The organism is Mesorhizobium sp. RSR380A (genome assembly GCF_054719385.1).
Map to the genome: position 1 here is coordinate 3,983,907 of NZ_JBTTIB010000001.1, position 25,343 is coordinate 4,009,249.

The 25,343-nt window shown below is 63.4% G+C and carries 23 protein-coding genes and 1 pseudogene; 16 read left to right on the forward strand and 8 right to left on the reverse strand.

The genetic code is table 11. The annotated features are described in order from the left end of the window. The first annotated feature begins 5 nt into the window (after positions 1-5). Complete coding sequence (locus ACYG9Z_RS19175) at positions 6-1,217, forward strand: FAD-binding protein (RefSeq protein ID WP_023715640.1); 1,212 nt, start codon at positions 6-8, stop codon at positions 1,215-1,217. 4 nt (positions 1,218-1,221) lie between these two features. Continuing rightward, positions 1,222-2,547: a glycolate oxidase subunit GlcF gene (gene glcF / locus ACYG9Z_RS19180; protein WP_023750649.1), complete on the forward strand. Its 1,326-nt coding sequence runs from the start codon at positions 1,222-1,224 to the stop codon at positions 2,545-2,547. Between the two features lie 4 nt (positions 2,548-2,551). Here glcF and ACYG9Z_RS19185 read toward each other — a convergent pair whose 3' ends face one another. Together ACYG9Z_RS19185 and ACYG9Z_RS19190 are read right to left on the reverse strand one after the other, a co-directional pair. Next, positions 2,552-3,472: a bifunctional 5,10-methylenetetrahydrofolate dehydrogenase/5,10-methenyltetrahydrofolate cyclohydrolase gene (locus ACYG9Z_RS19185; protein ID WP_023670547.1), complete on the reverse strand. Its 921-nt coding sequence runs from the start codon at positions 3,470-3,472 to the stop codon at positions 2,552-2,554. Between the two features lie 271 nt (positions 3,473-3,743). Continuing rightward, entirely contained in the window at positions 3,744-4,487 is a 744-nt protein-coding gene (locus tag ACYG9Z_RS19190) for a L,D-transpeptidase (RefSeq protein ID WP_023715642.1), read from the reverse strand. A 209-nt stretch (positions 4,488-4,696) separates the two neighbouring features. On the opposite strand from ACYG9Z_RS19190, the gene ACYG9Z_RS19195 reads away from it, so the two are divergent. Then, positions 4,697-5,335 (forward strand): DNA-3-methyladenine glycosylase I, encoded by a 639-nt coding sequence (locus ACYG9Z_RS19195; protein ID WP_023715643.1) that lies wholly within the window; start codon positions 4,697-4,699, stop codon positions 5,333-5,335. Between the two features lie 127 nt (positions 5,336-5,462). Here ACYG9Z_RS19195 and ACYG9Z_RS19200 read toward each other — a convergent pair whose 3' ends face one another. Further along, positions 5,463-5,705 (reverse strand): hypothetical protein, encoded by a 243-nt coding sequence (locus tag ACYG9Z_RS19200; protein WP_023681830.1) that lies wholly within the window; start codon positions 5,703-5,705, stop codon positions 5,463-5,465. A 203-nt stretch (positions 5,706-5,908) separates the two neighbouring features. Here ACYG9Z_RS19200 and hisS point away from each other — a divergent pair, with 203 nt between their 5' ends. The 5 genes from hisS to ACYG9Z_RS19225 all read left to right on the forward strand — a co-directional run bounded on the left by hisS (position 5,909) and on the right by ACYG9Z_RS19225 (position 12,597). After that, the gene (hisS, locus tag ACYG9Z_RS19205; protein ID WP_460222837.1) at positions 5,909-7,414 is read left to right on the forward strand and encodes a histidine--tRNA ligase; all 1,506 of its coding nucleotides are present in this window, start codon (positions 5,909-5,911) and stop codon (positions 7,412-7,414) included. Positions 7,415-7,586: 172 nt separating this feature from the next. Next, positions 7,587-8,705, forward strand: a complete 1,119-nt coding sequence (locus ACYG9Z_RS19210) for an ATP phosphoribosyltransferase regulatory subunit (RefSeq protein WP_023751741.1) — start codon at positions 7,587-7,589, stop codon at positions 8,703-8,705. Next, on the forward strand, positions 8,702-9,403 hold the full coding sequence (gene hisG / locus ACYG9Z_RS19215; protein ID WP_023692339.1) for an ATP phosphoribosyltransferase: 702 nt from the start codon (positions 8,702-8,704) through the stop codon (positions 9,401-9,403). The genes ACYG9Z_RS19210 and hisG overlap by 4 nt, the downstream gene beginning before the upstream one ends. Before the next feature lie 234 nt (positions 9,404-9,637). Continuing rightward, on the forward strand, positions 9,638-11,398 hold the full coding sequence (locus ACYG9Z_RS19220) for an AMP-binding protein (protein ID WP_023751742.1): 1,761 nt from the start codon (positions 9,638-9,640) through the stop codon (positions 11,396-11,398). Positions 11,399-11,493: 95 nt separating this feature from the next. Beyond that, positions 11,494-12,597: a calcium:cation antiporter gene (locus ACYG9Z_RS19225; protein WP_023751743.1), complete on the forward strand. Its 1,104-nt coding sequence runs from the start codon at positions 11,494-11,496 to the stop codon at positions 12,595-12,597. Between the two features lie 107 nt (positions 12,598-12,704). Here ACYG9Z_RS19225 and ACYG9Z_RS19230 read toward each other — a convergent pair whose 3' ends face one another. After that, positions 12,705-13,613: a hydrogen peroxide-inducible genes activator gene (locus ACYG9Z_RS19230; RefSeq protein WP_023751744.1), complete on the reverse strand. Its 909-nt coding sequence runs from the start codon at positions 13,611-13,613 to the stop codon at positions 12,705-12,707. Between the two features lie 140 nt (positions 13,614-13,753). Here ACYG9Z_RS19230 and katG point away from each other — a divergent pair, with 140 nt between their 5' ends. Then, positions 13,754-15,949 carry a catalase/peroxidase HPI gene (gene katG, locus ACYG9Z_RS19235; RefSeq protein ID WP_023751745.1) on the forward strand — a complete coding sequence of 732 codons (2,196 nt, stop codon included), beginning with the start codon at positions 13,754-13,756 and terminating at the stop codon, positions 15,947-15,949. Positions 15,950-16,013: 64 nt separating this feature from the next. On the opposite strand, the gene ACYG9Z_RS19240 is transcribed toward katG, so the two are convergent. Next, positions 16,014-16,691, reverse strand: a complete 678-nt coding sequence (locus tag ACYG9Z_RS19240) for an MIP family channel protein (protein WP_023751746.1) — start codon at positions 16,689-16,691, stop codon at positions 16,014-16,016. Positions 16,692-17,010: 319 nt separating this feature from the next. On the opposite strand from ACYG9Z_RS19240, the gene ACYG9Z_RS19245 reads away from it, so the two are divergent. The 7 genes and pseudogenes from ACYG9Z_RS19245 to ACYG9Z_RS19275 all read left to right on the forward strand — a co-directional run bounded on the left by ACYG9Z_RS19245 (position 17,011) and on the right by ACYG9Z_RS19275 (position 22,940). Beyond that, positions 17,011-18,300 carry an RsmB/NOP family class I SAM-dependent RNA methyltransferase gene (locus ACYG9Z_RS19245; protein WP_023751747.1) on the forward strand — a complete coding sequence of 430 codons (1,290 nt, stop codon included), beginning with the start codon at positions 17,011-17,013 and terminating at the stop codon, positions 18,298-18,300. Between the two features lie 72 nt (positions 18,301-18,372). Beyond that, positions 18,373-18,825: a TspO/MBR family protein gene (locus tag ACYG9Z_RS19250; RefSeq protein WP_023704461.1), complete on the forward strand. Its 453-nt coding sequence runs from the start codon at positions 18,373-18,375 to the stop codon at positions 18,823-18,825. Positions 18,826-18,909: 84 nt separating this feature from the next. Beyond that, on the forward strand, positions 18,910-19,368 hold the full coding sequence (locus tag ACYG9Z_RS19255; protein WP_023686843.1) for a PaaI family thioesterase: 459 nt from the start codon (positions 18,910-18,912) through the stop codon (positions 19,366-19,368). Next, on the forward strand, positions 19,368-20,033 hold the full coding sequence (locus tag ACYG9Z_RS19260) for a 5'-methylthioadenosine/S-adenosylhomocysteine nucleosidase (protein WP_023807579.1): 666 nt from the start codon (positions 19,368-19,370) through the stop codon (positions 20,031-20,033). The genes ACYG9Z_RS19255 and ACYG9Z_RS19260 overlap by 1 nt, the downstream gene beginning before the upstream one ends. A gap of 55 nt (positions 20,034-20,088) precedes the next feature. Continuing rightward, on the forward strand, positions 20,089-21,651 hold the full coding sequence (guaA, locus tag ACYG9Z_RS19265; protein WP_023692332.1) for a glutamine-hydrolyzing GMP synthase: 1,563 nt from the start codon (positions 20,089-20,091) through the stop codon (positions 21,649-21,651). A 290-nt stretch (positions 21,652-21,941) separates the two neighbouring features. Beyond that, positions 21,942-22,193, forward strand: a pseudogene (locus ACYG9Z_RS19270) (Arm DNA-binding domain-containing protein); the annotation flags it as partial. Between the two features lie 198 nt (positions 22,194-22,391). Continuing rightward, positions 22,392-22,940 (forward strand): hypothetical protein, encoded by a 549-nt coding sequence (locus tag ACYG9Z_RS19275; RefSeq protein WP_023681816.1) that lies wholly within the window; start codon positions 22,392-22,394, stop codon positions 22,938-22,940. Here ACYG9Z_RS19275 and ACYG9Z_RS19280 read toward each other — a convergent pair. The 3 genes from ACYG9Z_RS19280 to ACYG9Z_RS19290 form a co-directional block, all read right to left on the reverse strand. Next, positions 22,933-23,223, reverse strand: a complete 291-nt coding sequence (locus tag ACYG9Z_RS19280; protein WP_348524871.1) for a MucR family transcriptional regulator — start codon at positions 23,221-23,223, stop codon at positions 22,933-22,935. The two genes, ACYG9Z_RS19275 and ACYG9Z_RS19280, sit on opposite strands and share 8 nt — an antisense overlap. A 242-nt stretch (positions 23,224-23,465) precedes the next feature. After that, positions 23,466-23,708, reverse strand: a complete 243-nt coding sequence (locus tag ACYG9Z_RS19285; protein ID WP_156931515.1) for an SDR family NAD(P)-dependent oxidoreductase — start codon at positions 23,706-23,708, stop codon at positions 23,466-23,468. Then, the gene (locus ACYG9Z_RS19290) at positions 23,695-25,041 is read right to left on the reverse strand and encodes a family 1 glycosylhydrolase (RefSeq protein ID WP_023681815.1); all 1,347 of its coding nucleotides are present in this window, start codon (positions 25,039-25,041) and stop codon (positions 23,695-23,697) included. The genes ACYG9Z_RS19285 and ACYG9Z_RS19290 overlap by 14 nt, the downstream gene beginning before the upstream one ends. Positions 25,042-25,343: the final 302 nt, after the last annotated feature.

Here is a 25,343-nt window from a genome sequence, read left to right on the forward strand (position 1 = left end):
TCGCCATGACGACCTTCACTCCCACCACATCGGCCGAGACCCTCTCCATCGTCCAATGGGCGGCGGCGGAAGAGACACCTTTGGAAACCATCGGCCACGGCTCCAAGCGCGGCATCGGCCGGCCACACCAGAGCGAACACACGCTCGATCTTTCGAAGCTCACCGGCGTCACCCTCTACGAGCCGGCCGAGCTGGTGCTGTCGGCCAAGGCTGGCACGCCGCTTTCCGAGATCGAAAACCTGCTCGCCGAAAACGGCCAGCAACTTGCTTTCGAGCCGATGGACTACGGCCCATTGTTCGGCGGTATCAAGGGAAGAGGCACGATCGGCGGCGTGCTTGCCGCCAACCTGTCCGGCCCGCGCCGGCTGAAGGCGGGCGCCGCGCGCGACCATATCCTTGGCATCAACGCGGTTGCCGGTCGTGGTGAAGCGTTCAAATCAGGCGGCCGCGTCGTCAAGAATGTTACCGGCTACGATCTGTCGAAGCTGATGGCCAACAGCTGGGGCACGCTGGCTGTATTCACCGATGTCACCTTCAAGGTGCTGCCGGCGGCCGAGATCGAGGTGACGCTTGCCGTGCGCGGCTTGCTCGACGATGCGGCGGCTGCCGCCATGGCGCTGGCGCTAGGCTCCAGCGCCGAAGTGTCGAGCGCCGCCCATCTGCCCGAGCGCACCGCCGCGCGCGTTGCCGGCGGCAGTCTCGGGGCCGACGCCGCAACGCTGCTGCGCGTCGAAGGCTTCGGCCCTTCGGTCGCCTACCGCATCGAGGCACTGAAAACCCTGCTCAAAAATGCGGGCCCGCTGCAGGAGATTGCAGGCGAGGCCTCGCATTCCCTCTGGCGTGACATAAGGGACTGCACGCCATTCGCCGACCGTAGCGAAAAGCCGGTCTGGCGCGTCTCCATGGCGCCGTCTCAGGCCCATCAGATGGTGCTGACGCTGCGCATGCAGATCGGTGTCAGCGCCTTCTACGACTGGCAGGGCGGGCTGGTCTGGCTGCGCATGGAGGAGGGCGATCCCGAGGCCGCCCTGCTGCGCGGGCTGATCAGAAAGCTTGGCGGCGGCCACGCCACGCTGGTGCGCGCCACCCCTTCGCATCGCGCCGCCGTTCCGGTGTTCGAGCCGCAGGCACCGCATATGGCCGCACTGTCGGCACGGCTCAAGGCCGAGTTCGATCCCAAGTCCATCCTCAATCCCGGCCGCATGGCCCAAGGCTAAGATAATGCAAACTAACTTCTCCCTTGCCCAGCTTGCTGATCCGCATGTCGCGGAATCGGAGAAGATCCTGCGCAAATGCGTGCATTGCGGCTTCTGCACCGCCACCTGCCCGACCTATGTGACGCTTGGCAACGAACTGGATTCGCCGCGCGGCCGCATCTATCTCATCAAGGACATGCTGGAGAATGGCCGCCCGGCCGACAAGGAGATCGTCACCCATATCGACCGCTGCCTGTCCTGCCTCGCCTGCATGACGACCTGCCCGTCGGGCGTCAATTACATGCACTTGGTCGACCATGCCCGCGCCCATATCGAGGAAACTTACAAGCGGCCGCTGCTCGACCGGCTCACCCGCGCCATGCTGGCCTTCGTGTTGCCCTATCCCGGGCGCTTTCGTGCCGCGCTGAAACTGGCGAGACTGGGCAAGCCGTTCATTGGTCTGTTCGAAAAGGTGCCGGCCCTGAAGCCGCTCAGCGCGATGCTGAAGCTGGCACCGGCCTCGATCCCGACGGTCTCGCCAATGGCCTCTCCCGGCGTCCATGCTGGCAAGGGGACGAAGAAAGGTCGCGTCGCCATCCTCACCGGCTGCGCCCAATCGGTGCTCGACCCCGCCATCAATGAGACGACGATTGCATTGCTGACCAGGCTTGGCGTCGAGGTCGTGGTGCCGCAGGGCGAAGCCTGCTGTGGCGCGCTGGTCCATCATATGGGCCGCGAGGCAGCAGCCCTTGCCTCGGCCCGGCAGAATGTCGATGCGTGGACGCGTGCCATCGACCAGGGCGGGCTCGATGCCATCGTCATCACCGCGTCCGGCTGCGGCACAACGATCAAGGACTACGGCTTCATGCTGCGCCTCGATCCGGCCTATGCCGACAAGGCCGCGCGGGTCTCGGCGCTGGCCAGGGACATTACCGAATATCTCGCAAGCCTCGACCTGCCCGAGCCGGTGCGCAAACCCGGCACCGTCGTCGCCTATCACTCCGCCTGCTCGATGCAGCACGGTCAGAAGATCATCCGCCAGCCGAAGGAATTGCTGTCCAAGGCAGGCTTCGTCGTGCGCGAACCGCGCGAGGGGCATCTGTGCTGCGGCTCCGCCGGCACCTACAACATCCTGCAGCCGGAGATTTCCGCAAGGTTGCGTGACCGCAAGGTGAAGAACATCGAGGCGACCGACGCCGAAATCGTCGCCACCGGCAACATCGGCTGCATCACCCAGATCGCTTCCGCCGCGAAGCTGCCGGTGGTGCACACGATCAAGCTGCTCGACTGGGCCTATGGTGGTCCGAAGCCGGAGGGCGTCTCCGAAGGAAACCTGGTCGCCGCCGAGTAAGCAGCTATTCCGCTGCCAGCCGGTCCACCACGCCATACGTCGCCTGGTAGCGCGCGCGCTGGCGGCTGAGCGCGACCATTGTGTTGCGCAAGAGGATCGCCACAGTGATCGGGCCGACGCCGCCCGGCACCGGCGTGATCCAGGACGCGACTTCCTTCACGCTCTCGGTGTCGACGTCGCCGACGATGCGGCTCGTGCCGTCCGGGCCGATCTCGGAATTGATGCCGATGTCGATGACGGCCGCACCGGGCTTCACCATGTCGGCCTTGATCAGCCGCGGCTTGCCGACGGCGACGAACAGCGCATCGGCGCGGCGCGCATGTGCCGCCACCGAGCGCGTCATGTGATGGCACACCGTCACCGTTGCGCCTTCGCTCATCAGCAGGAAGGCAATCGGCTTGCCGACGATCTCGGAATGGCCGACGACGACGACTTCGAGCCCCTTGAGGTCGAGGCCGGTTTCCTTGAGCAGCTCGACCGAGGCCGCAGCCGTGCAAGGCGCGAGGTCGAGCTGATTGTAGACGATATTGCCGATCGACGCCGGATGCATGCCCTCGACGTCCTTCAGTGGATGCACCGCCGCTTGCAGCGTCTTGATCGGGATATGCGCCGGCACCGGCCGCTGGATGATGATGCCGGTGACACGCGGGTCGGCGTTCAGGCCGTGGATCGCCGCCTCGAGTTCGCCGGCGCTGATGTCGGCGGGGAACCGCCGCTCCTCGAAACCGATGCCGGCAAGCGCGGCCTTGGCGCGCTGGTTGCGCACATAGACATCGACGGCAGCGGTATCGCCGACGGTGATCGACACCAGCTTGGGCGGAAAACCTTCGGCGGTGGCGATGGCGGCATCCTCGCGCACGGATGCCATGATGCGCTGGGCGACCGGGCCGCCCCGGAGATAGCGGCTATCGTCTGGCGGAGACATGGCTGAACCTTTGCAGCGAGTTTGGCGCAGGGGAGTTTGGCCGTCCCTATAGCAGGGGAAATGCGGCAAGGCAGCGTGAAAGCGAACCGTCATCCCCCTGGCGCGACGTTCTGGCGCAGCCTGGCTCAGCTATAGCCGCAAAGAGAAAGGGCAGCGCGGCTTCCCGGGCTGCCCTTTCCTGACTGGCCGCATCCCCACACGGCCCGTCCCCCGTAAACTCTTCCCGATCCCTGAAGGTCTAGCCTTCTGAACCAGATGATTCGGTAGCCGACTATATCACGACCACGGTCGTTCCAACATTGACCCTCTCGTAAAGGTCAACCACGTCCTCGTTGCGCATGCGGATACAGCCGGAAGATACCGAGCCGCCGATGGTCCATGGCTGGTTGGTGCCGTGGATGCGGTATTCCGTCGTGCCGAGATAGAGCGCGCGGGCGCCTAGCGGATTCTCTTCGCCACCGGCCAGATAGGTCGGGAGGTAGCGGCCCTTGGCAGCCTCGCGCTTGATCATCTCCGCTGGCGGGCGCCAGTCCGGCCAGACGCGCTTGTTGGTGATCTTGTGCGTGCCAGACCATTCGAACCCAGGCTTGCCGGTGCCGACGCCATAGCGCCGCGCCTTGCCGTTCTTCTCGACCAGGAACAGGAAGTTCTGCGTCGTATCGATGACGATCGTGCCCGGCTTCTGCGGGCCGTCATAGGCGACTTCCTGCGGCAGATAGAGCGGATTGATCTGCGGCCGCATCACCACGCGCTTGGCCGGCGCCTGCACGGAAGCAGTGCGCACCCGATCGGGTCGCGCCGGCTGCGCATAGCGAAGTCGCGGCTGCTGGACCATCTGTCGGCTCTGCCGCACGATGCCGGGCGCCCGGCCAAGCTGCAGCACCCAGGGTGCGGAAAGGTCGGGGCTCACCATCACCGGCGGCCTGTCGGCATAGCGGTCGTTGGCGGCAGACGAGGTGACGCCGGCGGCCAGAATGGCCACGGCGCCGAGCACGGAACGCAAAAAGATCTTCATCGGAACGCACCTTGATCGTCGAACGGACGGAGGCGGAACTTGCCCCCGGTTGCGCGATCCTTGGCGCGAAGCGGCAACCGAAACATGAATCGGAATGCGTAAAATGCCGCTTTGTCAGTAAACCTTTTGGTGTGGTTACCGCCGGGTTCAGGAATCTGGTAAAGCCGCGGTAAATGCAGCGCGAAAGCGCGTTAACGGATGGATTGGCCATGGCGCAAGACAACACCGGACTGCTTACCGGCTCCGACGGGATCACGCGCTGCTTCTGGCACGGCAATCTGCCGGTCTATCTGCACTACCACGACCATGAATGGGGCCGGCCGGTCGCCGACGACCGCAGGCTGTTCGAAAAAATCTGCCTCGAAGGCTTTCAGTCCGGCCTGTCCTGGCTGACCATTCTGCGCAAGCGCGAGAATTTCCGCGAGGCCTTCGCCGGTTTCGACTTCGACAAGGTCGCCGCCTTCACCGACGAGGATGTCGAGCGCCTGGTCGCCAATGCCGGCATCATCCGTCACCGCGCCAAGATCGTCTCGACCATCAACAACGCCAAACGGGCGTGCGAAATGGTCGACGAGTTCGGTTCGCTGGCCGCCTGGTTCTGGAAGTTCGAGCCGGGGCCGGAGGAGCGGCCGGCGGTGGTGGACATGGCGCATCTACGCGCCAACCCGACGACAGGGGTCTCGATCAGGATTTCGAAGGAGTTGAAAAAGCGCGGCTGGACCTTTGTCGGCCCGACGACGGTCTACGCCTTCATGCAGGCGATGGGTCTGGTCAACGACCATCTCGAAGGCTGCGTGTGCCGGGAGCAGGTGGAGAAGGAACGCAAGGCCTTTAAGAGGCCGAAGTAGGGCGCTGTCCCCCTACCTCCCCCTTGTGGAGAGGTCGCGCCGAAGGCGCGGGTGGGGGTATCTTGGCGCCGCACCCCCACCCCGACGCTACGCGTCGACCCTCCCCACAAGGGGGAGGGTAAGGAACTCACGTCCCGCTGGCGCCAGTCAGGAACAATCCCGCCACAATCGCCGCCAGTGCCGCAAAGGCCGGATAAATCACCAGCAATCCGGTCATCAGCGCCTCGCGCATGGTGGAACCCTTGCGCTCGTCGGCGGTGACCTCAAACGGACCGAGGCTCGCCGTCACCTGCGCACGGCTCTCGGCCGGCCGCAGCCGGACTTCATGCAGGCCGTCGTCTCTGATGTCGAACTTGTGTGCCGCAGTCATGGCCCCAACCCTTTGTTTCGGCGCGCTTATCGGCTCTGATTGTGTCGGCACGATGCCGCGCCGATCGCGGAATTGTTTCCTTTTGGTGCGTTTTGTTTCGGAGAAGAAGGAAAAAGCGCAAACCCTTGCCGCACAAAGCCGCTTCGGTTAGGACACGCCCACTCCAAACAAGTCATCGATTACTAAGCGAAAAGACCCATCCCATGGCCGACAAATCGGAAAAGACGAAAGCGCGGCTGCCGCGCGGCTTTGCCGACCGCAGCGCGGAAGATATCCGCGCCGTTGAGAAGATGATGGCCACGATCCGTTCGGTCTATGAGCTCTACGGTTTCGAGCCGGCCGACCAGCCGCTGATCGAATACACCGATGCGCTGGGCAAGTTCCTGCCCGACCAGGACCGGCCTAATGAGGGCGTATTTTCTTTCCAGGACGATGATGAGCAGTGGCTGTCGCTGCGCTACGACCTGACCGCGCCGACGGCGCGCTACGTCGCCGAGAATTTTGAGAAGCTGCCGAAACCCTATCGCAGCTACCGCTCCGGCTGGGTGTTCCGCAACGAAAAGCCCGGCCCGGGCCGCTTCCGCCAGTTCATGCAGTTCGACGCCGACACGATCGGTACGCCGGGCGTCGCAGCCGACGCCGAGATGGCCATGATGATGGCCGACGTGATGGAAGCGCTTGGCATCAAGCGTGGCGACTACGTCATCCGGGTCAACAACCGCAAGGTGCTGGATGGCGTGCTGGAGGCGATCGGCCTTGGCGGTGACAACAATGCCGGCCGCCGGCTGACCGTGCTGCGCGCCATCGACAAGCTGGACAAGCTCGGGCCGGAAGGCGTGAAGCTTCTGCTTGGGCCGGGCCGATGGGATGGCGGCAAGGAAGGCGAGGGCGACTTCGCCAAGGGCGCTGGTTTGGACGACGGGCAAGCTGAAGCAGTTCTTCTCGCCACGGCAAGGAACGCACAGGTCGACCAGGTTTCCATAGTGAGCTCGAACTCGACTTACCAAGAAGGCGTCGGCGAGCTCGCGACGATTGAAGCCCTGGTCAGGGCGGCCGGATATGGCGAAGATCGCATCGCCATGGACCGCTCCGTCGTGCGCGGCCTCGAATACTACACCGGCCCGGTCTTCGAAGCCGAATTGCTCGCCGAAATCCCCAACGAAGACGGCCAGATCGTGCGCTTCGGTTCGGTCGGCGGTGGCGGCCGCTATGACGGGCTGGTCTCGCGCTTCCGTGGCGAGCCGGTGCCGGCTACCGGCTTTTCGATCGGCGTCTCCCGCCTGATGACGGCGCTGAAGAACCTCGGCAAGCTGGACCCCACCGATGTCATCGCGCCGGTCGTCGTGCTGGTCATGGACAAGGATACCGATAGCCTTGGCCGCTACCAGAAGATGGTCGCAGAGCTACGCGCCGCCGGCATCCGTTCCGAAATGTATCTCGGCGGCGCCGGCATGAAGGCGCAGCTGAAATATGCCGACCGCCGCGGCAGCCCGGTCTCCGTTATCCAGGGCGGCGATGAGCGCGCCAAGGGCGAGCTGCAGATCAAGGATCTGATCGAAGGCGCGCGGATGTCGGCTGAGATCACCGACAACGCCGAATGGCGCGCCGCAAGACCGGCACAGGTCACGGTGCCGGAGGCTGAGCTGGTCGCCGAGGTGAAGAAGATTTTGGCTGCGCAGGCCGCTGACCGTGCGAAGGGTGGCGCTTGAACGCCCCCCTCTGGCCTGCCGGCCATCTCCCCCTCAAGGGGGGAGATTGGATGTTGCGTAGGCTTTCGCCAATCTCCGCCGGTGAAGAAGAGGCGCTGCGCCGTAAGCTGCCAATCTCCCCCCTTGAGGGGGAGATGGCCGGCAGGCCAGAGGGGGGTGCCTCGCGCCGCCCATGACCTCCCGCCCCGCCATCGCATCCGAAATCACCAAGCTCTTCGCCACCCGCAACACCCATGCGGTGGAGGTCGCCGTGCTGCAGCCGGCCGATCCGTTCCTCGACATGGCCGGCGAGGATTTGCGCCGCCGCATCTTCCTCACCGAAAGCGAGACCGGCAAGACGCTGTGTCTGCGGCCGGAATTCACCATCCCCGTCTGCCTCGACCACATCGCCTCGCAGGCCGGCACGCCGCGCCGCTATAGCTATCTCGGCGAAGTGTTCCGCCAGCGCCGCGAGGGCGGCAACGAGTTTTTCCAAGCCGGCATCGAGGATCTCGGCGACCGCGATACGGCCAAGGCCGATGCGCGTTCGCTGGCCGATGCGCATGCGCTGCTGCAGCTGGTGCTGCCGGCGCAACCTCTTGCGATCACGCTCGGCGACCAGACCATCTTCGAGGCGGTGCTGGCGGCCCTCGGCCTGCCGCGCGGCTGGCGCATGCGACTTGCGCGCGCCTTCGGTTCGGCGCCGATGCTGCAGGCAGCGTTGTCCGATCTCGCCAACCCGCCACGCAACGGTCAGCTTGACGGCGAAGTCGCGGCCCTTGTCCTCGATGGCGATCTCGAAGCGCTTTCCGCCCACATTGCCGGCGGCATGGAAGAGGCCGGCCTGCTGGCATCCGGCGGACGCGCGCCCGCCGACATTGCCCGGCGGCTGATCGAAAAGGCCGAACTGCGCAGCGTGCGGTTGTCGAACGAAGCGTTTGCGGCGCTCAGGGATTTTCTCGCCATCGACGTGCCGCTCTACGGCGCGAGTGCTGCGCTCGAAAGTTTTGCGGCCTCTGCCGGGCTTTCGCTGGGCGCGGCGCTGGAAAAATTCGCCGCCCGCGCCAAAGCCATCGAGGCACATGGCCTGCCTGCAAAGACGATCCGCTACGACGCTGCCTTCGGCCGTCCGCTGGATTACTACACCGGCATCGTCTTCGAGATCGCAGCACTTGGTGGCGAGCGGCCGCTGGCCGGCGGCGGTCGCTACGACCGGCTGCTGACCCTGCTCGGCGCCAAGACGCCGATCCCCGGCGTCGGCTTCTCTGTCTGGCTCGACCGCATCGAAGCGCTGCGGGGAGAGCCGCAATGATCACGCTGGCGATCCCATCGAAAGGCCGGCTCAAGGAGCAGGCCGTGGAGGTACTGGCCAGGGCCGGGCTTGCCGTCAGCCTGCCCGGCGATGAGCGCCAGTACCGCGCCCGCATCGACGGCACTGAGGGCATCGAGGTGGCGTTCCTGTCGGCGTCCGAAATCGCCGGCGAGATTGGGCAAGGTTCGGTCGACCTCGGCATTACCGGCGAGGATCTGCTGCGCGAAAACCTCGCCGACTGGGAGGCGCGCGCCGAAATCGTCGCTCGCCTCGGCTTCGGCCATGCCGATGTCGTGGTCGCGGTGCCCGCCATCTGGCTCGACGTCGATACCATGGCCGATCTCGACGATGTCGCCGCCGATTTCCGCCAGCGCCACGGCAGGCGGCTGAGGATCGCAACCAAATATTGGCGGCTGACGCAACAATTCTTCTCGCAAAAGCACGGCATCCAGGTTTACCGCATCGTCGAAAGCCTCGGCGCCACCGAAGGCGCGCCGGCGGCAGGCCTTGCCGATGTCATCGTCGACATCACCACCACCGGCTCGACCCTACGCGCCAACCATCTCAAGGTGCTGGCCGATGGGGTTGTGCTGAAGTCGCAGGCCTGCCTCGTGGCTGCCAGGAAAGATCGTGCTGCTGCGGATGAGGCGCTAGTGCGGGAAATAGCCGCGAAGATGAGCGCGCTCCCTCCCCCTTGAGGGGAGGGTGGACAGCCGCCAAAGGCGGATGGACGGGTGGGGTCGCTCCGGCAGTGCTCGACGCGAGACGACCCAAGCCGGGTCGACCGTGAGCAAGGAAGTCGAGCACTTCGCCGAGGGTCCCACCCGCCTCGCTTCGCGAGGCACCCTCCCCGCGAGGGGGAGGGGAACCGCCTCTACTTTCCACCATCCCATCAGGCTGATAGGCTCGCCATATCCCGGGAGGAAACGGCGATGGCGATCAATCTCGACGAGCTCAAGAACGCCACCAATCTGCGCGGGCGCGGCAGGGCTTTCATCGCTCCGCTCGACGGCCGCGCGCATGTCTCCGGCGAGCGCACCCCGCCGCTGCTCGACAAGACGATCCCTCAGCTTTTCTCCGGCACGGTCAGCAAATACGCCACGCAGGATGCTGCCGTCTTCGTCGGCCAGGACAAGCGCTTCACCTGGAGCGAATTGTCGGACACGGTCGATACGCTCGCCGCCGGCTTCCTGGCGCTCGGCCTCGAAAAAGGCGACCGTGTCGGCATCTGGTCGCCCAACCGCTGGGAATGGCTGGTCACCCAATTCGCCACCGCTCGCATCGGCCTGATCCTGGTCAACATCAACCCGGCCTACCGGCTGACGGAGCTGGAATATGCCCTCAACAAGGTCGGCTGCAAGGCGCTGGTCACCGCCGCCAGTTTCAAGACCTCCGACTATCTCGGCATGATCGAGACGCTGGCGCCTGAGCTCGCCAAGGCCACCCCCGGCAAGCTCAAGGCGCAGAAATTGCCGGCGCTGAAGATCGTCATCCGCATGGGCGATGACAACTCGCCCGGCATGTTCAATTTCGCCGACGTGCTGTCGATGGCCGGCCGTGACGAGCATGACAGCCTCGACCGCATCTCCGAAGGGTTGAAGCCGGGCGAAGCCATCAACATCCAGTTCACTTCGGGCACGACGGGCGCGCCCAAGGGCGCGACGCTGACCCACACCAACATCGTCAACAACGGCAATTTCGTCACCGCGGCAACCAAGCTCACCGTCGACGACCGGCTCTGCATCCCGGTGCCGCTCTACCACTGCTTCGGCATGTCGATGGGCACGATGGGCTGCGTCACCAAGGGCGCGACCATGGTGTTTCCTGGCGAGGGTTTTGACGCCGGCGCGACGCTGAAGGCGGTGGCGCAGGAACGCTGCACCGGCCTCTACGGCGTGCCGACCATGTTCGTCGCCATGCTTGACCACGCCGACTTCACCAGCTTCGATCTCTCCAGCCTGCGCACCGGCATCATGGCGGGCTCACCATGCCCGATCGAGGTGATGAAGAAGGTGGTGACGCTGATGCATATGGAAGAGGTGACCATCGCCTACGGCATGACCGAGACCAGCCCGGTCTCGTTCCAGAGCAGCGTCGACGATCCGCTGGAAAAACGCGTCTCCACTGTCGGCCGCATCCATCCGCATGTCGAGGTCAAGGCCATCGACGCCGAGGGCGCCACCGTCGCCGTCGGCGCGCCGGGCGAGCTGTGCACCCGCGGCTATTCCGTCATGAAAGGCTACTGGGACGACGCGGAAAAAACCCGCGAGGCGATCGACGCCGACGGCTGGATGCACACCGGTGATCTCGCCACCATCGACGCCGAGGGCTATTGCAACATTGTCGGCCGGGTCAAGGACATGGTCATCCGCGGCGGCGAAAACGTCTATCCCAGAGAGGTCGAGGAATTCCTCTACCGCCATCCCAAGGTCAAGGAGGTGCAGGTGTTCGGCATTCCCGACGCCAAATATGGCGAGGAGCTGTGCGCCTGGATCGTGCTGAAGCCCAACCAGATCGCCACCGAGCAGGAGATCAAGAATTTCTGCGCCGGCCAGATCGCCCACTACAAAATCCCCCGCTACATCCGCTTCCGCACCGAACTGCCGATGACGGTGACGGGCAAGCCGCAGAAGTTTCTGATGCGGGAAGCGATGGTGGAGGAACTGGGGCTGGTGGTGCAGAAGACGGCTTGAGGGTTGAACGCCGGGGACGGGACTGCCGGGCTTCGAAACGACATTGGGGTGCTCGACAGGCTTCCGCAAGGTTCGCCGAACGCATTGGGGCTTGAATGACTGGTTTCGCACGATCAGCGACTTCCTATGCGATGCCTTTGGCCGCGCTGGCACTGGCCGTTGCGGTTAGAGTCAGCGGGCTATCGGTGGACGAAGGTTCGCCGAGCGTCAGGATTCTCGTCGGAGCGCTCTCGAGTGCGATCATGTTCATCACTATTTTCGTGGTGCTCGATCACGCCGAGGCGGTGGCCCACCGTGTGGGGGAGCCTTACGGCACATTGGTGCTGACTTTTGCCGTGACGGCAATCGAAGTGTCGATCATCGTTTCCATGATGCTGCATGGAGAGAACAACCCCACGCTTGCACGTGAATCGGTCTTCTCGACAGTGATGATTGCCTCCACCGGCGTTGTCGGAATGTGTCTCACGTTTGGCGGCTGGCGTTATCGCAAGCAGGCAATTGTCCGGCAAGGGACAAGCGCATATCTGGCGGTTCTGGCCGCACTGACCGTCATGACGCTTATCCTGCCGACCTACACGCGGACCACCGATCCCGGCACATTTTCGGCAGCTCAGCTTGGCCTTGTGAGCGTACTTTCCGTGCTGCTCTATGCAAGTTTTGTGTTCGCGCAAACCGTCCGGCACCGGGACGACTTCATCGAAGGACTGGCACACGACCTTTCGGCGCGAACCGCCCCTCACAAAAGCATCTCTTCCAGCGCTCTGCTCCTGGTAATCGGACTGATCGGAATTGTCATGCTCGCCGAGCAGGTCGCCGCAAGTGTTGAAAATGCGCTCGTTGCTTACCAGGTGACCCAGGCTGACAGCATTGTGGGGGCAATGATCGCGGGTCTGGTTTTGATGCCGGAAGCCATTTCGGCGGTTCGCGCTTCACTCAACAATGAGCTGCAGCGCGGCCTGAATGTCGCAATGGGTTCGGCTTGCGCCACGATTGGTTTGACGATACCTGCGGTCGCAGCAGCCAGCCTGCTTACGGGACGAGGGTTGACCCTGGGGCTCCCGGAAGCTGACGCAGTACTTTTGGTTTTAGCGCTTTTCATATGCGGCGTAAGCTTTAGCAACGAAAGGACGACCTTCCTGACCGGAATCGTCCATGCCGTGGTATTTTTCGCGTATGTATTTCGGGTATTTATCCCTTGAGGCTTTGGTGCGATCTGGCGACCAGCCGTCAAGGCGGGTATTCTCGAACGCGCCTGATTTGAGTTTCTTTTCGGGGTTCCCAAGGCGCCATCTAAGACCCGAACGACTCACACCCCCATCACCACCCCATCCAGCCCGCGAATGATCTTCGCCAACTCGACGCACTCATCATGCCGCACCTTGTTGCGGCGCCAGGCGAGGCAGATCGTGCGTTGCGGCATTGGCTCCTGGAACGGCACGATCTTGAGGTCCGGCATGGCGCTGGCCGGCCTTGCCGCCATTTCGGGGATGAGCGTGACGCCGAGACCATGCGCCACCATCTGCAGCAGCGTCGTCAGGCTGGTGGCGCCGTAGCTTGCCATCGCTACGGGACGCACGCTGCCGCACAGGGCCAGCGCCTGTTCGCGCAGGCAGTGGCCTTCCTCCAAAAGCATCAACCGCTCCAGCGCCGGGCTTTCCGGCGGCACCGGTGGCGAGGCGAAGGCTGGATCTCCGGCTGGCACGGCGAGGAAGAAGCGGTCGGCGAACAGTTCCTCGGTGACCAGGCCCGGCTGCTCGAGCGGCAGCGCGGCGATGAAGGCGTCGAGCCGTCCGGTTGCCGTGTCCTCGACCAGTGATGCCGTCACTGCTTCGCGCAGTTCGAGCTGCAGGGACGGAAAATGCCGCTTCAGCTCCGGGAGCACATGCGGCAAAAGATACGGCGCCACGGTCGGGATGATGCCCAGCCGGAAGCGGCCTTCCATGGCCGGGCGGCCGCGCCGGGCCGTCGTCTCGACATCACTGATGTCGCGCAGGATGCGCTCGATGCGTGGCAGCAGCGCTTGCGCCTCTTCCGTAATCCGCACCGTCTTGCCGCCGCGCTCGAACAGCCGGCAGTTCAGTCTTTGCTCCATCTCGGCGATCTGCGCGGACAGCGCCGGCTGGCTGACGCCGGCGAGTTTTGCGGCGCGGCCGAAATGCAGCGTTTGCGCCAAAGCCTCGAAATATTGCATCTGACGCACGGTCAAGCCAATCATAAGGAAAGCCTATCGCAACAAACAGGAAAGGCAATTTGTTTTTATCGAAGAGACGGCTTAGTCTGGAACCATTCCAGAGTGGCGCGGCTCCCGGCCGGCCCGGAAAAAACAACACATAAATCAGCAATTCGGAGGCCAAGATGGACGCGATGACCGACGACAACAGCGCCGGCAAATGCCCGGTCGCGCATGGAACCTCCGCCAGGACCAACCGCGACTGGTGGCCGAACCAGCTCGACATCGGCGTTCTCCACCAGCAGTCGAGCCTTTCGGACCCGATGGGCGAAGCTTTCGACTACGCCGCGGAGTTCAAGACGCTCGACCTCGATGCGGTGATCGAGGATTTGCACAAGGTGATGACGGATTCGCAGGATTGGTGGCCGGCCGATTTCGGCCATTACGGGCCGCTGTTCATCCGCATGGCCTGGCACAGCGCCGGCACCTATCGCATCGGCGACGGCCGGGGTGGCGCCGGTGCGGGCCAGCAGCGTTTCGCGCCGCTGAACAGCTGGCCGGACAACGCCAATCTCGACAAGGCGCGCCGGCTTTTGTGGCCGGTCAAGCAGAAATACGGCCGCAAGATCTCCTGGGCCGACCTGTTGATTCTCACCGGCAACGTCGCGCTGGAATCGATGGGCTTCAAGACCTTTGGCTTTGCCGGTGGCCGCGCCGATGTCTGGGAGCCCGAGCAGGATGTCGACTGGGGTTCGGAAACCAAGTGGCTCGACGACAAGCGCTATTCCGGCGACCGTGAGCTGCACGGCCATCTCGGCGCGGTGCAGATGGGCCTGATCTACGTCAACCCGGAAGGGCCGAACGGCAAGCCGGATCCGCTGGCCTCGGCCCGCGACATCCGCGAGACCTTCGCGCGCATGGCAATGAACGATGAGGAAACCGTGGCGCTGATCGCCGGCGGCCACACATTCGGCAAGACCCATGGGGCCGGTGATGCAGCACTTGTCGGCGCCGAGCCGGAAGGCGCGGGCATCGAGGCGCAGGGCCTCGGCTGGTCGAGCAAGCATGCCACCGGCATTGCCGGCGATGCGATCACGTCCGGCCTCGAAGTTACCTGGACGACGACGCCGACCCAGTGGAGCAGTAACTTCTTCGACAATCTCTTCAACTTCGAATGGGAGCTGACCAAGAGCCCGGCCGGGGCCCATCAGTGGACGCCGAAGGGCGGCTCTGGCGCGGTTACGGTGCCGGACGCGCACAATCCCTCGAAGCGTCATGCGCCGGCAATGCTGACCACCGACCTCGCGCTGCGGGCCGACCCGGCCTATGAGAAGATCTCGCGCCGCTTCCATGAGCATCCGGAGCAGTTCGCCGATGCCTTCGCCCGTGCCTGGTACAAGCTCACCCATCGCGACATGGGGCCGGTCGTGCGGTATCTCGGCCCGTTGGTGCCGAAGGAAGAGCTGATCTGGCAGGATCCGGTTCCGGCCGTCGACCATGAGCTGGTCAGCGACCAGGACATTGCATTGCTGAAGGCCAAGATCCTGGCTTCGGGCCTCAGCGTTTCGCAATTGGTCTCGACCGCCTGGGCCTCGGCCTCGACCTTCCGCAACTCCGACAAGCGCGGCGGCGCCAATGGCGCGCGCATTCGCCTGGCGCCGCAGAAGGACTGGGAGGTCAACCAGCCTGTCGAACTGGCCACCGTGCTGGCGGAGCTCAAAGCCATCCAGAACGAGTTCAACGCAAGCGGCAAGAAGGTCTCGCTGGCCGACCTCATCGTGCTCGGCGGCGTCGCCGCGGTCGAGAAAGCCGCAACGGATGGCGGCAATGCGGTGAAGGTCCCCTTCACGCCCGGCCGCACCGACGCCTCGCAGGCGCAGACCGACGTCCATTCCTTTGCGGCGCTCGAGCCGAAAATTGACGGCTTCCGCAACTATGTCAGGGGCAAACCGCCGATGTCGGTCGAAGCCATGCTGGTCGACCGGGCGCAACTGCTCAACCTGACGGCGCCGGAGATGACGGTGCTGGTTGGTGGCCTGCGCGTGCTCGGCGCCAACACCGGCGGCTCGAAGCATGGTGTGTTGACCGACAGGCCGGGCACGCTGACGAACGACTTCTTCGTCAACCTGCTCTCGATGAGCACCATCTGGGATCCGGCCTCCGAGCCCGGCTCGCATGAGGTCTACGAAGCACGCGACCGCAAGACCAGGGCAGTCAGGTGGACCGCCACACGCGCCGACCTGATCTTCGGCTCGCATGCGCAGCTGCGCGCGCTGGCCGAGGTCTACGGGTCGGCGGATGCCGGGCGGAAATTCGTTGGCGATTTCGTCAAGGCGTGGACCAAGGTGATGAACGCCGACCGTTTCGACATCGCTCCCTGATACAACCTCCCAAACGAAGGGCGCGGGCCGAGGCCCGCGCCCTTCGTTTTCGCAGGCTTCGAAATCAGTCCTTTTCGAAGATGCGTGCCTTGGCGACGACGCCAGCGATTGCGCCGCCGATCAGCGGCGCAACGATGAACAGCCAGAGCTGGCTGAGGGCTGCGCCGCCGGTAAACAGCGCCGGGCCGATCGAACGCGCCGGATTGAGCGAGGTGCCGGTCACCGGGATCATTGCGAAGTGCAGTCCGGCCAGCGTCAGGCCGATGACCAGGCCGGCGAACGCCGTCGAGTGCTTCTCGGCGGTGACGCCGAGGATGACGGTGACGAAGGTGAAGGTGCCGATCAGCTCCCATAGGAAGGCCGAACTCGTCCCCCATTTCGCCACGTCCCAGCCATTGGCGCCGAAACCGGTGGTGTGCCCGCCGGTCTGGCCGGAGACGATGATCCACAGCGCCAGCGAGGCCAGAATGGCGCCGATGATCTGCGCGATCCAGTAAGGAATCACACCCTTGGCCGGCAGCCGGCCGGCAAGGAAGACGCCGAGCGTGACGGCCGGGTTGAGATGTGCGCCTGAGATGGGACCCACCGCGTAAGCCGCCGCAATCAGGCCGATGCCGAACGCCAGGCCGATGGCTTCCTGGCCCAGCGGCAAGTCGGCGAGAAAGCCACCCGTCGCCACCGACGCCGTGCCGATAAACACCAATAGAAATGTCCCTAGAACTTCCGCAAGATACGTTTTCATTGCCCTCTCCTCGCATCGATCCGTCGGTCCGCTTTTCCGCGCCGCGAATCATGGCGCAAAGAGTATTCCCAACGCAAAAGCTTGGAAAGCAGAGCAATTGCGCCACAGATCGTGCTTACGGCGGCCAGTTACCAACATTAGAGACCTTGCATATATTTGAGATTTGTTATCGCCGGCGTGCAGACATTTGCCGGCGGGGAAAATCGTCGGCCGCGAGCGGAAGGCCTCGTCGCCGCGAAATTCAAGCGGGGTTCAATCTCGACGAGAAACGCTCTAAGAGCAGGCCGAAAGATACTGTGCTCGATAGATGGAATGACGAATGCGACTGGGCGGACGGCTGGCGGCAGCCATTGAAGTGCTGGACGACATTGGCCGGCGCCACCGGCCGGTGGCCGATGCGCTGAAAGATTGGGGCCTGTCGCATCGCTTTGCGGGCGGCGGCGACCGCGCGGCGATCGGCAACATCGTCTACGACGCGCTGCGCCACAAACGTTCCGCCGGCTGGCTTTTGGGTGAAGACACGCCCCGCGCCATCGGCTTCGGCGCGCTGCTCATCGAATGGGGCCAGACGCCGCAGTCGCTCAACGATGCGCTCGAGGGCGACAAGTTCGCGCCACCGTTGCTCAGCGCCGCCGAGTTGCAGGCGCTGGCCGAGCGCCGGCCTGAAGACGCGCCGGAGGCGGTGCGGGCGGACGTACCCGACTGGTGCGCGCCGTTGTTCGAACGAGCCTTTGGCGCAGACTGGGTTGCGGAAGGGGCGGCTTTGGCGACCCGCCCGCCGCTCGACATCAGGGTCAACACGCTGCAGTCCGACCGCGCCAAAGTGCTGGCGGAACTCGCCGACACCGGCGCCAAACCGGCTGCTATTGCGCCGCAAGGCATTCGCATCCCGCCCATCGACGGCGACGGCCGGCACCCCAACGTACAGGCCGAGCCGGCTTTCCAAAAGGGCTGGTTCGAGGTTCAGGACGAGGGTTCGCAGATCGTTGCAACCCTTGCCGGCGCGCAAGCCGGGATGCAGGTGCTCGATTTCTGCGCCGGCGCCGGCGGCAAGACGCTGGCGCTATCTGCGGCGATGGCCAACAAAGGCCAGGTCTTCGCCCATGATGCCGAAAAGGCGCGGCTGGCGCCGATCTTCGACCGCATCCGCCGTTCGGAAAACCGCAACGTCCAGGTTGTCACCAAGCCGGCTGAGCTCAGCCCCCTCGCAGGCCACATGGACATCGTGCTGGTCGATGCGCCCTGCACCGGCAGCGGCACCTGGCGGCGCCGTCCAGACGCCAAATGGCGGCTGACGCAAAGACAGCTCGATGCCCGCAAGGGCGAGCAGTCGGCGATCCTCGATGCGGCGAATGCCTATGTCAAACCGGGCGGCCTGCTGGTCTACATCACCTGTTCGGTGTTCGACGAGGAGAATGGCGAGCAGGTCGCCGCCTTTCGCGAACGGCACAAGGGCTTCGTCCCGGTCGATCATCGCGCGCTCTGGGATGCCAGCTTCCCCGGTCACGCAGCGGCCGCCCGGATCGGCAAGACAAGCGATATCTCGCTGTCGCCGGCTCTGAGCGGCACCGACGGGTTCCATTTCTGTGCGCTGCGTCGGGCGAATTGACGCTGCGATTGACAGGCTGACATAGCGCCAGTTGCAGATGCGCGGCGTCGGCCGCCAGACGGGGTAGAATTCTTGCAAAGATATGTGTCGCTTCTGCTTTTCCTCCTTCTGGTGCTCGGCGGCGGCCTGTTGATCGGCTATGCGACGCTGCCGGGTGAATGGTATGCCTCGCTCGCCAAGCCGCCCTTCAACCCGCCCAACTGGGTCTTCGCGCCGGCCTGGACGCTCCTCTATGTGCTGATCGCCGTGGCCGGCTGGCGGACATGGGAGCGGGAACGAGCAGCCGCCGCGATGAAGATCTGGGCCCTCCAGCTTGTTCTGAACTTCGCGTGGTCGCCGACTTTCTTCGGCGCCAAACAGATGGGGCCGGCACTGGTCGTGATCCTGGCTCTTCTCGCCAGCATTGCGCTGTTCATAGCCACGGTGTGGAACCGCGACCGGGTTTCCGGCTGGCTGTTTGCGCCCTATGCCGCGTGGGTAGCCTTCGCCACCTTGCTCAACGCGTCGCTGCTCCTGTTGAACTGAGTGCTTTGCTGCAGTGCAGCAAAAGCATTTGCGTGGCGTTCAGGCGTCTGCGATAAGCTTTGCAGATAAATCAGGGCGATGGCCATGGCAGCAAAGATCGTACCCGCACCCGATTATGAGGACCGCGTCAGGGCGTCGTTCGCGCGCCAGCAGGCGATGGCGACCATCGGCGCCGAACTGACGCTTGTGACGCCGGGCATCATCGAGATCGAAATGCCCTATTCGGCCGCACTCACGCAGCAGCATGGTTTCCTGCATGCCGGCGTGATTTCGACCGCACTGGACTCGGCTTGCGGCTACGCCGCGTTCTCGCTGATGCCGGAAAATTCCGGCGTGCTGACCATCGAGTTCAAGGTCAACCTCCTGGCGCCCGGCCGGGGCGAACGCTTCCTGTTCCGCGGCTCGGTGACCAAGCCCGGCCGCACCATCATCGTCGCCGACGGCCAGGCCTACGCCTTTGCCGCCGATGGCGAGGCCAAGCTGATCGCGACCATGACCGGCACGATGATGACGGTGGTTGGCCGTGACGGGATAGCAGGCTGATGGCCAAAATTACGCGAATTGGTGGCAAGGACGTCCTCTTCGTCATGGCGGCGCAGGCCGAGTACGGTCCGCATCTGCAAAAACTGTTCACGCCGCTGATGACGGGCGTCGGCCCGGTAGAGGCAGGTGTGCGGCTCGGCGCCGAACTGTCATGGCTGAAATCCGAGAAGGCGTTGCCCGATCTCGTCGTCTCGCTCGGCTCCGCCGGCAGCCGCACACTAGAGCAGACGGAAATCTACCAGGCGGTCTCGGTCAGCTATCGCGACATCGACGCTTCGCCGCTAGGCTTCGAAAAAGGCGCGACGCCGTTCCTCGACCTGCCGGTGACCGTCCCGCTATCATTCAGGATACCGGGCATGAAAGAAGCCAGCCTGTCGACCGGCGGCGCCATCATCACCGGCGCCGCCTACGACGCCATCGCCGCCGATATGGTCGACATGGAAACCTTCGCCTGCCTGCGCGCCTGCCAGTTGTTCGATATCCCGCTTATCGGCCTGCGCGGCATTTCAGACGGTGCAGCCGATCTGCGCCACGTTGGAGACTGGACCGAATATCTGCATGTCATCGACGAGAAGCTGGCGGATGCGGTCGTGCGCCTCGAACAGGCCATCGGCTCCGGCACGCTACACAAGGAGCAGCCTGGGCAAGAGCCGGCAGCGCTCTGAAAGTCGGGCTACGCACCCCATTGCGCCGACTCGTTTCTTTCTCTAAAGGCTCGCCATGACGACAGCCAATCATCCCGATACAGTCCTGATTGTCGATTTCGGCAGTCAGTTTACGCAGCTCATCGCCCGCCGCATCCGCGAGGCCGGCGTGTTTTCCGAGATCGTGCCGTTTCAATCGGCCGAAGCTGCCTTCAAGCGTATCAATCCAAAAGCCGTGATCCTGTCGGGCGGTCCCGCCTCGACATCGGACATCGGCAGCCCGCGCGCTCCGCAGATCGTCTTCGATGCCGGCGTGCCGGTGCTCGGTATCTGCTACGGCCAGATGGCCATGTGCGTGCAGATGGGCGGCGTCGCCGAAAGCTCGAACCATCGCGAATTCGGCCGCGCCTTCGTCGAGATCGAAAAGGACAGCCCGCTGTTCGAGGGCCTGTGGGCGCCCGGCCAGCGTCACCAGGTGTGGATGAGCCATGGCGACCGCGTCATCTCGCTGCCCAAGGGGTTCGAAGTCTTCGGCAAGTCGGAAGGCTCGCCCTTCGCCATCTTCGGCAATGTCGCGCGCAAGATGTACGGCATCATGTTCCACCCCGAAGTGGTGCATACGCCGGATGGCGCCAGGCTGCTGAGAAACTTCGTGCACAACATCGCCGGCATCGAAGGCGACTGGACGATGCGCGCCTATCGTGAGCACGCGGTCGAGACCATTCGCAAACAGGTCGGCAGGGGCAAGGTGATCTGCGCGCTGTCGGGCGGCGTGGATTCATCGGTCGCTGCCTTGCTGATCCACGAAGCGGTAGGCGACCAGCTGACCTGCATTCTTGTCGACCATGGCCTTATGCGCAAGGACGAGGCGGCCGGCGTCGTGGCGATGTTCCGCCAGCACTACAATCTGCCGCTGATCCTGGTCGACGCGTCGGAAAAATTCATCTCGGCGCTGGAAGGCGAGTCCGACCCCGAGAAGAAGCGCAAGACCATCGGCCGGCTGTTCATCGAAGTGTTCGAGGAAGAGGCCAAGAAACTCGGCGGCGCCGATTTCCTGGCGCAAGGCACGCTCTATCCCGACGTCATCGAGAGCGTCTCCTTCACCGGCGGCCCGTCGGTGACCATCAAGTCGCACCACAATGTCGGCGGCCTGCCGGCGCGCATGAACATGCAGCTGGTCGAGCCGCTGCGCGAACTGTTCAAGGACGAGGTGAGGGCACTGGGCAAGGAACTCGGCCTGCCCGAAAGTTTTATTGGCCGCCATCCGTTCCCCGGACCAGGCCTTGCCATCCGCTGCCCCGGCGGTATCACCCGCGAAAAGCTCGAAATCCTGCGCGAGGCCGACGCCATCTATCTCGACGAGATCCGAAAGGCCGGCCTCTACGACGCCATCTGGCAGGCTTTCGCCGTGCTGCTTCCGGTGCAGACCGTCGGTGTGATGGGCGACGGCCGCACCTACGAATTCGTCTGCGCCCTGCGCGCCGTGACGTCCGTCGACGGCATGACCGCCGACTTCTACCACTACGACATGGCTTTCCTCGGCGCGGCGGCCACCCGCATCATCAACGAAGTCCGCGGCATCAACCGCGTCGTCTACGACGTGACGTCAAAGCCGCCAGGCACCATCGAGTGGGAGTGATTCAGGCCCACTCAAACGCCGCCGAAAACACGCCATTGTACGCCACAACCATTTGATAACACGTATAATCCATTCGCAGACAATCAGCGACAATCGGTGCGGAGATTGGATTTGACGGACCGGCTGACGGACCTTCCGCAAATTGCTAGCTCAGATTTTTCGAAGTACCGTCAGATCCAATGAGGCTCTGACGGTGTTTTTTGATGCCTTAAGGCACTGGAGATAAAACGAATGTTCTGCCGAAGAGCCTCGAAATTGTACTGACGGTACTTTTCAGGAGGTACCGGGGAATGCTGACGGACGTCGCCCTTAAAGCCCTGAACCAAAAGAGAAATCTGCAAGATTGCGGACCGTGACGGCATGTATGTTCGCGTCATGCCCAGTGGCGCGATCTCCTTTCGGCTGGACTACAGGCTCAACGGAGGCCGCGAGACGGTCTATCTTGGCAGGTATGGACGGGACGGAATCTCGCTTGCCTCAGCCGGGAGAAGTGTCTCGACGCGAAGCGCGCTATTGGCGAGGGACGGTCGACGGCGACAGAAGCGCCGAGTTGTGACCCCGATCTCCGGCCGACTTCAGCGCCGAAATGGCTACCAAACCAAAGCGATGTCCGGGCCTTCAAGGCCTCATCTATTCCGGCCAAGCCGGCCCGGAGCGCCGCATTCACTCACATCCCTTGAACCTGAGTGCAGAGTTGCCGCATCGAAGCCATTTGAGCAGCCGAGTTTGCGCCCGAACCCGTGCTGGTGCTGGCGGTCGTATCGCCAGCTGTATTCGAGGATCCCGACGTGCCGGTGGTTGTACCCGAACCAGTGCTGTTGCTCGCCGTGGTGTTACTGCCGGTCGAACCCGTGCTGCCTGAGGTTCCGGTGGTTGCGCCAGAGCCGGTGCTGTTGCTGGCCGTGGTATTACTGTCGATCGAACCCGAGTTGGCTGATGTGCCGGTCGTTGCGCCAGAGCCGGTGCCGTTGCTGGCCGTCATTCTCGAACAGTCGGAGCGAACCTGTGCCTGTTGTGCAGAGCTCAGGGACGACCAGTTCTTGCGGATCTCATCCTGCGACAGAAGTCTTCCCGAATTGGCGTCGCTGAAGAATGAGCCGGAGAGCTTGCTGTCCCAGCCGCTCGGGATACCGCTTTGGCCGGAGCCGGACGTAGAGCTCATACCCGACCCGGCCGATGAGCCGGACGTTCCGTTCGTGCCGCTGGATGTTCCCGACGACTGCGCCAAGGCCGCGGTGGCGAGACAGAGAGAGATCGCTGTAGCTGTCAAAATCTTACGTTTCATGTGAGTCTCCTTTGGGGTTCGACGCCGTTGCGGCGTCGAATCCTAACCCCGAGGAAAGGCACTTGTTCCTGTAAAGAGTGGAATTCAATGTCATGATCCTTGTGCACCAGCCTTGGGTCTCCAATGCGATGCCGGAGCGCCTCAAGGACGACTGACGCCTCAGGCGAGAGCTGTCCGCCCACTGGGGTGTTATAGGCGATATGCAGAGCGCTTCCCGAATGGTTGGGTGCCACCATCGGGTAATTGCGAGGCAGGTTCCATTTGGTTCGGTAATCGTCCGGATTCATGCCCAGTCGGCCAAGGTGCGAACTGCGTCGGGTCTCGGTTAGAGACAGGAGGGTGGCCTTTGCCGCGGCGTATAGCTCGACATGCGGAGCTCGTCTCGACCGCGCACACTCAATACGTTTACGATGACGCCGCCAGATGTCATATGAGCGAATGCCTTTCGGGCGAAATAAATTGCGCCCAGCAGGTCGACGCTCAGCACCTTCAGCCAGAACCGCGCTAGTGAGCCTCAAGGGTTTAAAGATTACCAGGCCGGCGCGTTGTTGACGATTATTACCAACCTGCCGAACGCGTGAGCGCAAGTCGACAGCACCGTGATAGCGGTCTCCCGGAGCGCCCCTTGTCGAACCGCATGCGCGCCTTCTGGACCTTGCCTCCACCCACGTCGGCTCACCCGTGCACCTTCGGTGCCCAACCGCATGGCGATGGCCAGTCCAATCCCGCTTGCAGCACCGGTTACGATTGCAGTCTTGTTATCCAGGCGCATCAGGTTCGACCTCTTTCTGGGGAGCAGCAAGTGGTTCAGTCCAGCCTTCAGCGACCCGATCCACGCTCAGCAGGCTGCGCGCATAATTCTGTTGCGCGCGAACAATGGCATCGTCCTGCTGTGAGGGAAGAAAGACCGGCAAAGCAAGGCAGACACTTTGTGTGGCCAGCAGCTTGTTCCAGTTCGCGATCAGCGCCTTGAAAGCGCGCCCCACCGCCCTCGGATTTCGGTCGAGGTCATAGAGGCCGAGCGGATTGATCCGTCCGTTGTTCTCCCGAAGCGCACTGTCCCAGTCCACCTGATCCGTCAGCGAGTACCAGGTGAAGCCTACGATGGGGATGCCATCGTTGCGGATCCGCAGCACGTTGGCCCACTCTTTCCACAGCCAATAGACGGCTTCGTCTCCATTGGGGCCTTCGCTGATGTTGGTCTCCGTATGCATTACGGGAAGCCGGTAGCGGTTGAAGTACTGCCGCGTGATCTCGTCATAGCCAAACACCTCGCCGGACCCGGACGTCGTTCCGTCTGCCCAAACCCTATGTTCGTTGGTCTGATAATAGTCGGTGCCCATCACGCAATGCCTGCGCAGATGGCTCTCCAGGAAGAAACTGTATTCTTCGGCCGTCATCCCGTTTTCGAGAAGATAGCGATAGGTGTGCGCGTCCACGTCATGACCGTAGTTGAGGTCAAGCGACAGGAAACGCTCGCTGTTGAACCGTTCCGCTCTGCCGACCGCCTCGGGAGAATCGGCGTGGAAGTATTCCGAGGATTCGCTCTGTATGAAGATGGCGTCCGGCCGCACTTCGAGGATCGCCCGCATGGCAAGCACGTTCGCCTTCACGATGTGCTTGAGGGCGGTAACGAAAGCAGTGTCGCTGCTCAGTTGTTCGTTCCACCATCCCCAGCGAGCCGAAAAGGTGGCGCAGATGAACATCTCATTTATTGGGGTGAAGAGCTGGATCCACGGATAGCGTGTCGCAAAATCCCTGGCGTAGTGCTCGAATAGTGTCGGAAAGTCCGCGTTCTGGAAGTTGCCAACCCAGTCCGGCACGCCAAAATGGCAAAGGTCGACGATCGGAAGAATGTCTTTCGCCTTCAGGTCCGCGAAGGTCTCATCGGCGAATGCCCAATCATAACGTCCGTCACCCAGCCATGTTTTGTGGATCGGAGGTCCGTAGCGGAGGAAATGCACCCCGAGATCCTGGACCAGTTCGAAGTCGGTGCGCCATCGTTCGTAGAAGCGGCATTTTTCCATTTCGTCGACGCGCTCCCGGCCTTGTCGAATGGTCGGGGTGCTGTTCTCGATGCCGGTGGCAAACATGAACGTGAACATTGATGGTCCTTAGCCAAGGCGGAGATGCCCGCGCTTGGTCAAACGTTCAGTGCTCGACGCAGTTCCTGCAAGACTGCTTGTCAAGTTCGGTAGGCGCCTGACAACCACGTGCCTGCAAGTGCTATTCAAAGTCGGTTGACCGGTCTTTGCGAAAGGCAACGCCACATGGCGGGAAAGCCTTCGAACCGGCTTTTTGCCAAAGCCGGAGAATGGCTGGTCGAGAAGGTTCGGCGGCGATTTCTCCAGCCTCACCCGGCCATTCGGAAGATGGCGCTACGCTCGTGATCGTGAGCAGGGCCACC